This window comes from Coleofasciculus sp., from assembly GCF_046565525.1.
Classification (GTDB): domain Bacteria; phylum Cyanobacteriota; class Cyanobacteriia; order Cyanobacteriales; family Coleofasciculaceae; genus Coleofasciculus.
This window is the reverse complement of record NZ_JBKHUP010000158.1, coordinates 1-12,636: the sequence shown is the minus strand read 5'-3', so window position 1 is coordinate 12,636 and position 12,636 is coordinate 1. Positions and strand designations below refer to the sequence as shown.

Annotated in this window: 11 protein-coding genes, 1 tRNA gene and 1 pseudogene; 6 read left to right on the top strand and 7 right to left on the bottom strand. The window is 46.1% G+C overall.

What is annotated here, in order from left to right; all coding sequences use genetic code 11:
• The 3 genes and pseudogenes from ACLGGO_RS32915 to ACLGGO_RS32905 all read left to right on the top strand — a co-directional run.
• Positions 1-260, top strand: a pseudogene (locus ACLGGO_RS32915) (RRXRR domain-containing protein); the annotation flags it as partial.
• Entirely contained in the window at positions 247-1,752 is a 1,506-nt protein-coding gene (locus ACLGGO_RS32910; RefSeq protein ID WP_446422476.1) for a UDP-N-acetylmuramoyl-L-alanyl-D-glutamate--2,6-diaminopimelate ligase, read from the top strand. The pseudogene ACLGGO_RS32915 and the gene ACLGGO_RS32910, both read left to right, overlap by 14 nt.
• A gap of 152 nt (positions 1,753-1,904) precedes the next feature.
• On the top strand, positions 1,905-3,308 hold the full coding sequence (locus ACLGGO_RS32905; RefSeq protein WP_446422475.1) for a DICT sensory domain-containing protein: 1,404 nt from the start codon (positions 1,905-1,907) through the stop codon (positions 3,306-3,308).
• A 67-nt stretch (positions 3,309-3,375) separates the two neighbouring features.
• Here ACLGGO_RS32905 and ACLGGO_RS32900 read toward each other — a convergent pair.
• Positions 3,376-3,449, bottom strand: a tRNA-Pro gene (locus tag ACLGGO_RS32900).
• Positions 3,450-3,520: 71 nt separating this feature from the next.
• Here ACLGGO_RS32900 and lipA point away from each other — a divergent pair.
• Positions 3,521-4,408 carry a lipoyl synthase gene (gene lipA / locus ACLGGO_RS32895; protein WP_446422474.1) on the top strand — a complete coding sequence of 296 codons (888 nt, stop codon included), beginning with the start codon at positions 3,521-3,523 and terminating at the stop codon, positions 4,406-4,408.
• Positions 4,409-4,503: 95 nt separating this feature from the next.
• On the opposite strand, the gene ACLGGO_RS32890 is transcribed toward lipA, so the two are convergent.
• Positions 4,504-4,797 (bottom strand): DUF3593 domain-containing protein, encoded by a 294-nt coding sequence (locus tag ACLGGO_RS32890; protein WP_446422473.1) that lies wholly within the window; start codon positions 4,795-4,797, stop codon positions 4,504-4,506.
• Between the two features lie 264 nt (positions 4,798-5,061).
• The gene (locus ACLGGO_RS32885) at positions 5,062-5,412 is read right to left on the bottom strand and encodes a DUF2499 domain-containing protein (RefSeq protein ID WP_446422472.1); all 351 of its coding nucleotides are present in this window, start codon (positions 5,410-5,412) and stop codon (positions 5,062-5,064) included.
• Between the two features lie 221 nt (positions 5,413-5,633).
• On the opposite strand from ACLGGO_RS32885, the gene ACLGGO_RS32880 reads away from it, so the two are divergent.
• Positions 5,634-7,013, top strand: a complete 1,380-nt coding sequence (locus ACLGGO_RS32880; RefSeq protein WP_446422477.1) for an RNA-guided endonuclease InsQ/TnpB family protein — start codon at positions 5,634-5,636, stop codon at positions 7,011-7,013.
• Positions 7,014-7,120: 107 nt separating this feature from the next.
• Here the strand turns inward: ACLGGO_RS32880 and ACLGGO_RS32875 are convergent, their stop codons facing one another.
• The 4 genes from ACLGGO_RS32875 to ACLGGO_RS32860 all read right to left on the bottom strand — a co-directional run bounded on the left by ACLGGO_RS32875 (position 7,121) and on the right by ACLGGO_RS32860 (position 10,637).
• Positions 7,121-8,095 carry a hypothetical protein gene (locus tag ACLGGO_RS32875; RefSeq protein WP_446422471.1) on the bottom strand — a complete coding sequence of 325 codons (975 nt, stop codon included), beginning with the start codon at positions 8,093-8,095 and terminating at the stop codon, positions 7,121-7,123.
• A gap of 118 nt (positions 8,096-8,213) precedes the next feature.
• Positions 8,214-8,732 (bottom strand): phage tail protein, encoded by a 519-nt coding sequence (locus tag ACLGGO_RS32870; protein ID WP_446333929.1) that lies wholly within the window; start codon positions 8,730-8,732, stop codon positions 8,214-8,216.
• A complete protein-coding gene (locus tag ACLGGO_RS32865; RefSeq protein ID WP_446422470.1) occupies positions 8,733-8,891 on the bottom strand; it encodes a hypothetical protein in 159 nt (52 codons plus the stop codon). It lies immediately after the preceding gene.
• Between the two features lie 6 nt (positions 8,892-8,897).
• On the bottom strand, positions 8,898-10,637 hold the full coding sequence (locus ACLGGO_RS32860; RefSeq protein WP_446422469.1) for a CHASE2 domain-containing protein: 1,740 nt from the start codon (positions 10,635-10,637) through the stop codon (positions 8,898-8,900).
• Positions 10,638-11,128: 491 nt separating this feature from the next.
• Here ACLGGO_RS32860 and ACLGGO_RS32855 point away from each other — a divergent pair, with 491 nt between their 5' ends.
• Complete coding sequence (locus ACLGGO_RS32855) at positions 11,129-11,965, top strand: DUF928 domain-containing protein (RefSeq protein ID WP_446422468.1); 837 nt, start codon at positions 11,129-11,131, stop codon at positions 11,963-11,965.
• The last annotated feature ends 671 nt before the right edge of the window (positions 11,966-12,636 follow it).

Genomic DNA, 12,636 nt, shown 5'->3' with positions numbered 1-12,636 from the left:
AAGCGGGAAAGACTTACACAGGCTGGTGTTCTGGGGACACTAAAACTCAGGTTTCCGTTAGCGATGGAAATTGGAAAAGATTGGGGCAGTTTACTGCCAAAAAAGTCCAGTTGTTGCAGCGAAGCACGGGGTTAATCGTCGTGCCTTCAACTAGACCGGTCAAATCTTGCCACTCAATGTGGCAAGATTTGACCTCTATCCCTCTCCGGGTTGCTTCGCTGAACCCGGAGTCTCACGAGGTATACGATGAAGCTACATGATCTACTAAGGGCGATTCCTAATAGTGTGCAAATGCCGAATCATCCAGCACTTGACGCCCAAATCACGGGAATCTGTACTAATTCCCACGCCTGTCAACCCGGAAATTTGTTTATTGGTATGCCCGGAACCCGTGTAGATGGTGGGGAATTTTGGCAAAGTGCGATCGCGTCTGGTGCTGTCGCGGCTTTAATTTCTCCCCAAGCGGCACAAAAACACCCGCCTCAGCCAAAACCCGATGCTGAACCTCCCTGCATTATCTGTGCTACTGACATGACGGTAGCCTGCGCCCAAGCGGCGGCGGCGTTCTACGACTATCCTACCCGCCAGCTTCAGTTAGTTGGCGTAACCGGGACTAATGGCAAAACCACGACAACCCATCTGATTGAATTTCTCCTCACCCAAGCCCAGCGTCCCACTGCCCTTTTTGGTACACTTTATGCCCGATGGCAGGGATTTTCCCAAACGGCTGTTCACACCACACCCTTTCCCGTAGAACTGCAACAGCAGCTACGTTTAGCTGTAGCGGCGGGTTGTGAGTTAGGGGTGATGGAAGTCAGTTCCCATGCCCTGGCACAAGGTCGGGTGCTAGGATGTGAGTTTGATGTCGCTGTATTTACCAATCTCACCCAAGACCATTTGGATTTTCACCGCGATATGGAGGATTATTTCGCGGCAAAGGCATTATTATTTAATCCCGATTATCTCCACGGTAAAGCGATTATTAATGCCGATGATCCCTACGGTAAGCGTTTAATTGAACAACTTGGACGCGATCGCACCTGGAGTTACAGTGTTCATGATGCCTCGGCAGATTTGTATACGAGTGACTTGACTTATGAATTGATTGGTGTTAAAGGAACGCTGCACACGCCAGTCGGTGAAGTGACGTTCAATTCTCCCCTGGTGGGTCAGTATAATTTGTCAAACGTTTTGGCTGCCATTGGTGCAGTGTTAAATTTAGGGTTAGATCTAGACATTGTGATCACTGCCTTAAACCAATTTCCGGGAGTACCCGGGCGGATGGAGCGGGTGCAAATTCAACCGGATCAGGATATTAGCGTGATTGTCGATTATGCTCATACGCCGGATAGTCTGGAGAACTTGCTCAAAGCCGCACGACCGTTTATTCAGGGAAGAATGATTTGTGTATTTGGTTGTGGAGGCGATCGCGATCGCACCAAGCGTCCGAAGATGGGGAAAATTGGCGCTGAATTAGCCGATGTAGCCGTTGTGACGTCAGATAATCCTCGTACTGAAGACCCAGAAAAGATTATCCAAGATATCTTAGAAGGGATTCCGGCTACTGTAGAGCCAATCGTGATGAGCGATCGCGCCACGGCGATTCGCACGGCGATCTTACAAGCCCAACCCGGTGATGGGGTGTTAATTGCTGGGAAAGGTCACGAAGACTATCAAATATTAGGGACAGAAAAAATTCACTTCGATGACCGTGAACAAGCGCGAGAGGCTCTCTTAGGTCGATTTAGTTAGCTCACTCAGGGCGGGTTTACTTACATTTGGGTCAAAGGAAGCGATAGTAATGAAACCCGCCCCTACATTCCTTAAACCCAAGTTCCCTCGAGGATCGCATTGGGTCAAAATTATGCCATACGCCAAGTGAAGGGTCAAAACTTTCCTCCCTGATGAACTCACTACCTACACTGGATTTGTCCCTTTACCAGCTAGCTCTCGATAATTTGACAACTCCTCAGTCACTCTCAATCAGTCCAGTGGGACTCAAAACCTTAGTTGGAGCCATGGTTGATGTACTGATTGAGGAAAAAATCCCGGCTACGATCTGGGTTAAGTCTCCATCTGTCGCCGGGTGGCGGGAGGAACTGTTGCGGTATCGACAACAGATAGGTATTCCTCAAACCCTCTATTGGTGTAATTGTTTTGGCGAAGCCTCTGATGCTGTCGCAACTCAGGATGAACCAAGGGTGAACCCGGATGCTCAACTGTTTCCCATTCAGCTAGCCGCCGGAAGCCAGCTGAAACGGGAGTCGTTTCTATTAGTTCTTTGTGAGCAATTGACCAGTCTGATTGTGGCATATCAGCGACTTGAGGGGGAGAGTCCTGATCAGTCTCAGTCATGGCTGACTATTTGTACCTTTGAGCGACGAGTGATCTATCAGGTTTTGCAGGGACTCCGAGGAAGTATTGCGATCGCAGATAGTACACCCGATGAGTTACTAGCTGGAGGGAAAAACCCATTTTCTTTGGTTCGGGCGACAGATGAGAAGATATTAATCACCCAGGTGTTGATCAAACAGTTACAGCGAACGGAGGAGATTTTACAGTCACGGACAATGGCTGAATCGGGACAAAATAGCGCCATCACCCAATTAACCCATCACCTCAGCCATAAAGACGAACTCTTGCGGCGAGTGGCGCAGGAACTGAAAACCCCGTTAACGAATATGAAAACGGCGCTAAGTCTGTTGGAGTCGCCTCAACTCAAACCCGCCCAGCGCCAACGTTATATGCAGCTACTCAATAGTGAATGCGATCGACAAAATTCGTTGATTGTGGGATTGCTGGATCTGGTTGAAGCCGACGAACCCCAACCTAGAGTCAAGTCTGTCGTGGAACTCGCACAGATTCTTCCCGGTGTGGTGAGTACCTATCAGCCGTTGGCTCAAGAGAAAGGGATTCAACTCGGTTATACCATCCCAGCTGATCTGCCAAGTGTTTCCTGTCGAGAAACCTGGTTACGGCAAATCGCCATTAATTTACTACACAACAGTCTCAAATTTACTCCCCCTGGGGGTCAAGTGAAGGTGTTCGGGAGTCTTCAGGGGGAATATGTTCAGCTTGCGTTTACCGATACAGGAAGTGGAATTGCGGCGAGTGAAATTCCTAAGATTTTTGATAGTTTTTATCGGGGACGTCCAATTCCTGGAGAAGAAATGGGAGCGGGTTTGGGATTAACCATTGTGCAGCAGTTGTTATTGCGTTGTGGGGGCTCAATTTCGGTGAAGAGTCAAGTGGGCAAAGGTGCGACGTTTAAAGTATTATTACCTGTTACCGACTGTTGTGCTAATTGATGAAATTGATCAGGCTCTACCGTTAGCAGAAGCAGATGACAAATAATTTGGCAATCAACAGAATAAATCGGGATGACAGGATTTGAACCTGCGACCCCCTCGTCCCGAACGAGGTGCGCTACCAAGCTGCGCTACATCCCGCAATATCTCATCCATACTACCACAGACTTGCTAGGATTAACACTGGTACTTTCGTGGGAGCATGTTCAGGAGTGGTCGTTAAACCTGAATGGTTAAGAGTCAAAGCACCGCAATGGCAGCGTGTGGGCAACGTTAAGGAAATCTTACGGGATTTAGCACTCAATACCGTCTGTGAGGAAGCCTCTTGTCCCAATATCGGCGAATGCTTCAATGCTGGCACTGCTACCTTTTTAATTATGGGACCTGCCTGCACCCGTGCTTGTCCCTACTGCGATATTGATTTCGAGAAGAAACCCAAACCCCTTGATCCCACAGAACCCACCCGATTAGCGGAAGCGGTAGGGCGACTGAAACTTCACCATGTGGTGATTACCTCGGTTAATCGGGATGATTTACCTGATGGGGGTGCTTCTCAGTTTGTCCACTGCATTGAAGCGATTCGCGCTATATCGCCTCAAACCACCATTGAGGTATTAATTCCTGATTTATGTGGCAATTGGGACGCCCTAGCCACCATTCTCCAAGCCAAACCCGAAGTCCTCAACCACAACACCGAAACTGTCCCCCGACTCTATCGACGAGTACGTCCTCAAGGACATTATCCGCGATCGCTCGAACTTCTCCAACGTACTCACAAACTCGCCCCCTGGATTTATACCAAATCTGGCATCATGGTGGGATTAGGCGAAACTGACGCCGAAGTGCGCCAAGTGATGCAGGATATGCGAGCCGTCAATTGTGATATTCTCACCATTGGGCAATATCTTCAACCGAGTCAAAAGCACTTAGGCGTGACTGACTTTATCACCCCAGAACAGTTTGATACTTGGCGAGAGTTTGGCGAATCTATCGGCTTTTTACAAGTTGTCTCCTCCCCCCTCACCCGCAGTTCCTATCATGCTGGAGAGGTGAGAGCATTAATGCAGCGTTATCCCCGACAAGCGCCGATGTTGGGATGAGTAAGTTTTGAGCAAGTAGGGGCGGGTTTTACTACTATCGTTTCTTACCTCACCCCGATGTAACTAAACCCGCCCCGACTATAACATCCTACAACTTAAGACGAGGAACGCTTTTGAATAATCCCTTGGCGAAAACCTAACACGACCAAAATATTAGATAGGGTTAAAAAAAACTCAGCACTCCCATGCAACCAATCAACATTGGCTAATTGCTCCCCCAAAGCAACCTTGGCATATATTCCCGCCGGAATCGTCACCGCCACAAATACCAACAGCGCATAAAATCCAATCAGCGCCAACCGTGGGGTTTGTCCGGAACGAGTTAGAAACCACAAAAAACCTAGGTAAGGCAATAAAGAAACCGCAAATAAAGTATCTTTGGAAATCATCACATTATCGAGTTAAAGTAGGGGCGCACCGACGTGCGCCCTTGTTAGTTTGTCTGACTTTTCACGGGAAGTCTAAAAACCTGAGTCGGGGCGGGTTTAGTTACATCAGGTTGCAACCGAAAAGATAGTGGTGAAACCCGCCCCGGAGAGAATTCACACTCACTTTGCGCCACATACCGTGAAAATCAGGTTAGTTTGTCCCCTAAGAGTATTGATTTTGCCAAAAATTCAGCGCTGTATTATACCACTGAACGGGTATTTTGGCTAAACAACATCAACAGGCGTCTTAGATTTTTCTGGTTCGCTTGTATCTTGATCAGATTTTCGGGAACAGCGCCAAATCCACCAAGCGGCGGCACAAAGCGTAACATTTCCTAATACCGTCATCGAGGCTTGCAGGGTAACCAACCAATCCAACGATTCAGGATTGTCAAAAAAGTGCCAGGTACAAGCACACATCGCACCGACTAATGCCGGAAGCATAGCACAAGACAATGCCCACCAGTAACGATTGCCCGTGATTTCACCATAGCTCCAGATTAACCAGATAGCGGCAATCCATTCGATAACGCTAGAGACGTGAATGATCCAAGTGGGAACTGAGAGGGCATGCATAGAGAAGATTTACTTTACGCGATCGCACAACCTAAATCATTCTAACCCCCACCGTCGCTCTTTGGCTCATTATCAGCCCGTTCCCCTATCATAACTGAAGCTGAGAATTCCCGTCTTTTAAGCGGGGGATGAAAGCTTTAAACCAGGTTTTAACCTGGCGTTTCGTGGCATTAACTTGCCTTTTTATTGTACAATAGAAAGCAATAAAGGAGGTGATTGAACTGTATCGAACTATTCCGATTAAAGCCAAGTTTGCGGATGAAGAGAAAGCCTATTGGGTGAACCAGTGTCAAAACGCAAATAGCCTAATTAATTGTGCGATTTATTACACCAGGCAGACTCATTATCAGTGGAGGGAAAAACAGCCCAATGCTCTTGCCTTTTATTGGCGGAGCGATGAATTCCGGTGTGGCTGGAAGCTTTACAGGTGTCGCACGACTTACCCGGAGTTAGACAAGGAACTTAAACTTAACCCGCATTATAAGGCACTAGCCGCTCAATCTGCACAGCAAACGTTGAAGTCTGTCGGTGAATCAATCAAGAGTTATAACAGCTTGGTTAGCGCCTATTATCAGGGGGATGTCAATCGACCATCCTTACCCAAGTACAGGAAAAAAGGTGGCTTGGCGGCAGTAACTTTCCCCAGGCAGGCTCTAACTTATAAGGACGGGTGTTTTCGTCCATCCATCAGCAAAGAATCCAAGCCTGAATTAATCACTCAAATTGAGCTACCATTACCAGAATTCATTGACTCGGATTGGGTCAAAGAAGTAACGATTCGTCCTTGGCTTGGTGAGTTTTGGCTTGATTGGGTGATAGACGACGGGAAAAAACCAGTCAAAGTCAACCTCAATCTGGATTACTCTCAAGCCTGGGGGTTTGACCACGGCGGCACCAATTGGTTAACTGGAGTATCAACCCAAGGGAAGAGCCTAATTGTTGATGGGTGCAAGCTCAAGTCAATGAATCAGGGCTATTGCCGCTTGGTAGCTAAGTACAAACAGGGTAAGCCCGAATTCTATTGGGATGGCAACCTAGACCGGGTACAGCGCAAGCGGAATAACCAAATGAGGGACGCCATCAATAAAGCGGCACGGTTCATCGTTAATCGGTGTTTGGCTGACGGGATCGGCAATCTGGTTATTGGCTGGAACGAGGGGCACAAGCATAGCCCCCAAATGGGCAAACGGGGTAATCAAAACTTCATGCCCATCCCCACGGGCAGGCTGATTGAGCGTCTCAAGCAGCTTTGCGAGGAATACGGGATTATATTGACCTTGACAGAGGAAGCTTATACAAGTCAAGCGTCATTCTTGGATGGTGATTCACTACCGAAGCACGGTGAAAAACCCGTAGGATGGACACCATCGGGTACAAGAGTGAAACGTGGACTTTATAGAACATCTGGCGGTCAATTGATTAATGCCGACTGCAATGGGGCGGCAAACATAATCACGAAAGTAGCCACACAGCTAGGAATAAACCTAGCCAAGGTGGGTAAGGGCAGCTTGGCACTGCCGAAACGGTATGACCTGTTTTCTCGCTTGAGACGATCATACCGTGAGAAATGTGAAGCGACAGTCTTTCAAGCTGTCGCCTAACATCAGCTCAGAATCCTCTCTCTTTTAAGGAGAGGAGATGTCAACTCTGTTGACAATCAGCTAAGATGAATGGCACTGACTTCAAGAAAAAAGCGTCCTTGAAACCTTTAACGACGATAACGTTCTCGCTCAATTTGCAAACGCTGTCGGACTAATTTGTAGATTTCCTGTGCCAACATCCGCAAATTGGATTCACTGACAAGTTCCGGTTCGGTTGATGGGGAAGACGTAGCAATTTTTACAGAGGGTTGAATCGTTTCTATGGGGATTTGATGGGTTCCAGAAACCGTTTCTGTTTCCGCTTCGATTAAATCCGGAACATCGCCCCATTTTTTCTCCGGATTAGCATAAATGGGACGAAACCCTTCTGGGGTAAACATGAACCCTTCCATTTCGGCATCATCTTTATCCTGAATAACCCGTAAATTTCTAGGGGGAGGACTATCCTCACCTACTAATTCAGCCAAACTTGACCAAGATGTTTGTGTACTCTGACTAGAGGGTTGACTATCTAGAGTCAATTCTGAATTCCCCTTTTGGGAACGGGTTGATTTTAATTGTGAGAAATTTGTCTCAGGTAAAGGATTCTGGTCATTCTCTAAACCCCTTAAAGAAAAGTCTTCTAATTTTTGCTCAGCTAAAGATTCAAAATTCAGACTTAATCCCTGCAATGTAGAACGAGAAGATTGACCTAAAACTTGAAATTGACCTAAGGCAGTAATTGGGTTTAATTTTGCCAAACTAATTGGTAATGGCGGAAAGGCTTTGGCTGGCTCAACCCCTGGGTTAATGGTTGCAGTTAAGTCAGGTTTATCTGTGTTTTCAGCATATTCATCAACCCTCTCTAGATTTTCCTCAATCTGCTCAGACTGAACAGGTATTTTTCTTTTATCCGCAACAGCCGTAGCTGCTTTCTGGGTTATAGTCGCTAAGAGAGTTTTCCCAGTCGAAGAAAGTATGTCTATTTTATGAATATTTGAGTGAACGAATACAGGTAAAGAATGAGATTGACTCGGTGTCTGTCCCAACGGTTTAGCTGGAAGTAATGGCTTTTTTATCCCAAGTGGTATTTCGGAAATCATCAGTTCTTTGAAACTAAAAACTCAATCAGGGCAAGTTTTAAGGTGATTATCAATAGCTGGCACGAAACTCCCTAAACCCGCCCCTAAAGATGAATAATGGCACGGGGAGCATTTCAAATTAGTTACTAGGGAAATAGCCAGTGCGATCGCGTTGTACATTGGTACTGGCACCACCTCCGCCTTGCTGGGCGAGAACCTTTAAGCCTTCGTAGGCGAGAGTCAATTCCTCAATCGCCACGGTACTGGAACTGGCTTGTAAGGCTGGCGTTTTCCAACCGACTGGAACCGCACCGATTAATGTCCAACATTGCATGGTTTCTCCGGCTTGGTTAAAGACCAAAATATTGACATTACGCCGTTCTTTTTTACCGGGATTGAGCGTCTGATTGATCCACTTCCAGAATACTAAATCTTCAGTAATCCCGCGCTTCAGGGTAACATCATCAAATTTGGCTTGCTTGAGAAAGATACGTTGCTGTTCGTTGACTCCTCCTTCAAAGTATACTTCTTTATCAATCTGCACCCCCAAACCTGAACACTCGCTAAATGAGGCAGTAATCTGACTTTCGATTTCAATATAAAATCGATTAGCGGTGACGTAGTTGAGTTCGTGGGTAACATTACCATTGTCAGCCATTTATAGTAACCCTCTGTAGTTTTTATGGCGTTCCCGTTGTTTGCGTAAATCCTCTTGCATTAGCTGATACACTTGATCGCTGAGTTTCCGCAGGAGCAAAGGATCTTGGGATACCTTGGCGGCAAGTTTTAAGAGAATCCTTCGTTGTTCAGGGTTCATCACTGATTATTTATGTCTCATCCGTCTTGCCCGACTCTGCAATTGCGAGAGGTAAGTCTCATCTTCGGGATTAAACGCCTGTTTGTGAACCCTTGGCATTGTCCCGGAAGAGTCGTTAGTTGAATGATCAACCTCTTCAATTTCTTCCCGTTGATCCTCTACCCTGTTAAGCTGATGTCTTAATACTTTCGCTCGTTGCAGTACTTGTTGGTATTGATCGAGTTCGGGAAGTTCTTCCCAATTGAGTTCTACTCTATCCGTGACTCTATCGTTATAGGTTGTCGTCTTGGTGATTTGGCGGCGAAGCCTGAGTTCATCGGCTCTGAGCTGAATTTCTTGGAAGCTATCAGTTTCTATTATTTGGGCGACTTCCTCTTCTTTTTTAGTTTGATCGATTTCAATGTTGATTCTCAGCAGTTTTTTAACGGTTTTAGCCACGACTTGACCGTAGCGGTCAATAATAACGACGCTAAAGGTGGTTAAGACTAACCCTACGGCTGGCGGGACAAGGGGTATCCATCCCGCTTGCTGGACGAATAGAGAATAGGAAATCCCATACAAAATACCACCGGCTACTACCGCAACCGGAATCAGAATCCAAGGACGGCGAATTTTCCAAGCCAGGGTTCCTCCGACAACGGACCAGAGAAAAATCCAGAGGATTTCATTTCCCTGTGACCAATACCAAATTAAAGGGCGACTATCTAAAACTGTACCCAGAAGCTGACTGACGATGTGGGCGTGAATGACTACCCCTGGCATTTCGACTCGATCCTGAGCAGCTGCACTAAACGGTGTGGCAAAGTCATCATTGGCAGTCGTTGCGGTGTACCCCACCAAAACGACTCGATCATTGACCAGATTGGGATCAATTTTACCTTCTAATACATCGGTTACGGTGACTTGCTCAATGGCATTTTCACCCGACCGATAATCGAGCATAATCTGGTAGTCCACTGCACCACTTTTGTGATAGCCACCCGAGTGTTGTTCTAGTCTGGTCAAGACAGTGGAGTCTAACATCAGTTCTCCTGTCTCTGTGTAGTCTAAAAAAACATCCTCTTGTTCAAGATAAAAAAGTGCCAGATTTAAGGCAAAAGAGGGGAGTTGATTTTCGTATCCGTCAATCTCACTAATCTGACAGAGGTGGGGATCGTTTACTGGAGTTTCTAGTGGTGTCGGAACTGACAGTAAAATTGTGCGCCGAATGGAGACATCTGAGTCAAAGGGTAAATCAGCAATCCCAATCCGTTCGTCGGGAACTCCAGGTGCAGCAGGAACGCCGGGTTCACTCAAAGAACTCATTTTGCAAACGGCAAGAATATTCTCGTTTTTTTGCAAAACATTAATTAAGTCCTCACGACCTGTCCCTTGGGGTACGTCCCTTAAAATATCAATACCGATCGCTCTCGGTTGATACTCCTGTAGTTTCTGTAGCAGCTTCGCCAGTGTGCCATCTGATATGGGGAATTCTTTGATCTGGGCAATGTCAGCCTCGCTATATTCCACCACCAACACCCGATCATCGGGTTCCTGTTCAGGACGCGATCGCACCAGTTGGTCATAAGCGTCCAGTTCAAATCCTTCTAAAGCACCTAACTGTCGCAGTCCTACAATTACGCCCGTCACGACTAAGCTGGTGAGAACCACGGTTCCCCCAAACGCCATAAGTCCTTTTCCTACGGGATGTTGCCCGAAAAATGAACGAACTTCAGAAATCATCTGGGTATCGCCTCCTGCTCTCATGGGTGAATGAGCTGACAATGCGCCCTAAAGGGCGGAATTTTTTCGGCTGGTAAGCCTGGGATTAAGACAATCAAACTTAATCAAACTTAACTTAAAGTTAGGAAAAGATAGTGCTTTTCTAACTTTGCCCTGCCATTAATCACTTTTCTTAAAGAAGTGTGATCATCCTAGGTTTTACAAACAAGTCCGATAGAATATCAGTATATAATATAGTACCCAGGCAGTTTATTGGTGTTATGGGGTTTAAATTGTATACTGAGTGAGTTTATCTCAGTTAAACAGATCATAGCTCAGCACCTTCGCTGAGTCGCTATAAAGAAATGAGGGAATCTGGCAAGCGCGTTTCTTAAAATTTACGCCTAGGACAGGGAACTTTGCTGAATAGAGAGGAGTCGCCATGTAGATAAATACGCTTACCTTGGTTAAGCTCTCTACTACAGCCACTGCATTAATTAAAATTGTCTTAAGTGCTGCCATTGGCAAGGAGTAAAATGAAAAAGTCCTCTATATATCTTAAAACCTTTTCCCTGATGTTGTCTCTGGGAGTCGTCATGAGTGCCAGTGCCATGGCAATTGCTAGTCTCAAGCCGAGTTCGTCTAGCCCAGCTCAACAGACACCTTCAGAAAGTCTCTTGGCACGGCGACCAAGATTCAGAGCGCGAGGTGTAAGATCGTCTTGGGGTCGAAGTGGAGGTACATCCCGTGGTCCTGGTATATGTTACGGAGAAGAGATAACTGTAACGCCTCTGCTACCAAAAATTAACGAAGAGGAGTTGCCAAAAGAAGAAATTCTCGTCGAATCGACTGTTTCTGCTGCTCCTAAATTCTTAATTTCCGTTGATCAAACTAAAGCGACGGAAGCCTCGTTTACATTACTGAATGCCGATGGCACTGAGGTCATTTATGAGCAGGAGGTTTCTCTGGAAAATAAGACGCCAGGAATTATTACGGTGAGTCTTCCTGAACCCGCTACAGAGGATGAAGCTTTTGTTAAAGTTGGTCAGGAATACCAGTGGTTCTTTTCCGTCAGTTGCGACCCATCGGATACAGCCGGAGATATAATTGTTGAAGGACGGATTAAGCGTATTCCCAAAGAAGATGCTCTGGCTCAAGAATTAGCCGATGCTACAGAAGTGGAAAAGCCAGCCGTTTATGCCGAGTTTGGAGTCTGGACAGAAGCCGCGAGTTCGCTGGCTGAATTACTGGAAAACAATCCTGACAATCCAGAGATCAGAGCAAATTGGCAAGCTCTCTTAGAATCGGCTAATTTAGGCAAGCTGATTGAAAAAGACCTGGTTAGTAGTTCTGGGTCGAGCGTTGAAAATTAACTCTTTTTAGCCGACTTAGCCGTTGTGCTTTCAATTCCAGACACTGATTTCTTCCATAAAGCTTAAAGGGAAAAGCTGATCCGCTTTTCCCTTTTTCAATGAGGATTAGCAGGCTGCTATAAAGAAAACTTTTAGGTTTTAAGTTTAAGTTTTAATATTCTAAAGACAAGGGGACTTAGTGCGGGTAGAAAACGTCACGGCTAAAGCATGATTTGACCTGGGTTTGAGGTTGTAGTATCATATATTTAAATACCGTATGCTGCTCGCTTTGTAGTCATTTTTGAATAAAAAACGCTTCAACTCCTTAGTGCTGCGTTATTTTTTCATCCCTCGCCTCAGAAAAATCCTAATAATACAAGTATGTTGCACAGTCTAATTTTCCAGAGGCTGATTTGACAAAAAAGCAGTTTAATGCGTAGGTTTCCTCAGCCCTCACCTCCCATCGCGGTATAATAAAATGTTACTCAACTCTTTGGCGCGACTTTTTCCATTAGAGGAAAATAGAGATAGAAGGGGTATTTCGCGCTTCTTGGGTGCGGTTCACTTAAGTGTCGTGATTGCAACGCCGCAGTTTGTACGGGCGAAGCATTGGCAGAGTTCAAAGAGCGATTACTTGCATTACTTTTGACACAGTTTGTAAGGGCGAAGCATTGGCGGAGTTCAAAGAGCGA

Coding starts and splice junctions, on each gene's coding strand:
- ACLGGO_RS32910 (WP_446422476.1), top strand. CDS start 247: ATGAAGCTACATGATCTACTAAGGGCGATTCCTAATAGTGTGCAAATG.
- ACLGGO_RS32905 (WP_446422475.1), top strand. CDS start 1,905: ATGAACTCACTACCTACACTGGATTTGTCCCTTTACCAGCTAGCTCTC.
- ACLGGO_RS32890 (WP_446422473.1), bottom strand. CDS start 4,797: ATGATTTCCAAAGATACTTTATTTGCGGTTTCTTTATTGCCTTACCTA.
- ACLGGO_RS32885 (WP_446422472.1), bottom strand. CDS start 5,412: ATGCATGCCCTCTCAGTTCCCACTTGGATCATTCACGTCTCTAGCGTT.
- ACLGGO_RS32875 (WP_446422471.1), bottom strand. CDS start 8,095: ATGATTTCCGAAATACCACTTGGGATAAAAAAGCCATTACTTCCAGCT.
- ACLGGO_RS32870 (WP_446333929.1), bottom strand. CDS start 8,732: ATGGCTGACAATGGTAATGTTACCCACGAACTCAACTACGTCACCGCT.
- ACLGGO_RS32865 (WP_446422470.1), bottom strand. CDS start 8,891: ATGAACCCTGAACAACGAAGGATTCTCTTAAAACTTGCCGCCAAGGTA.
- ACLGGO_RS32860 (WP_446422469.1), bottom strand. CDS start 10,637: ATGAGAGCAGGAGGCGATACCCAGATGATTTCTGAAGTTCGTTCATTT.
- ACLGGO_RS32855 (WP_446422468.1), top strand. CDS start 11,129: ATGAAAAAGTCCTCTATATATCTTAAAACCTTTTCCCTGATGTTGTCT.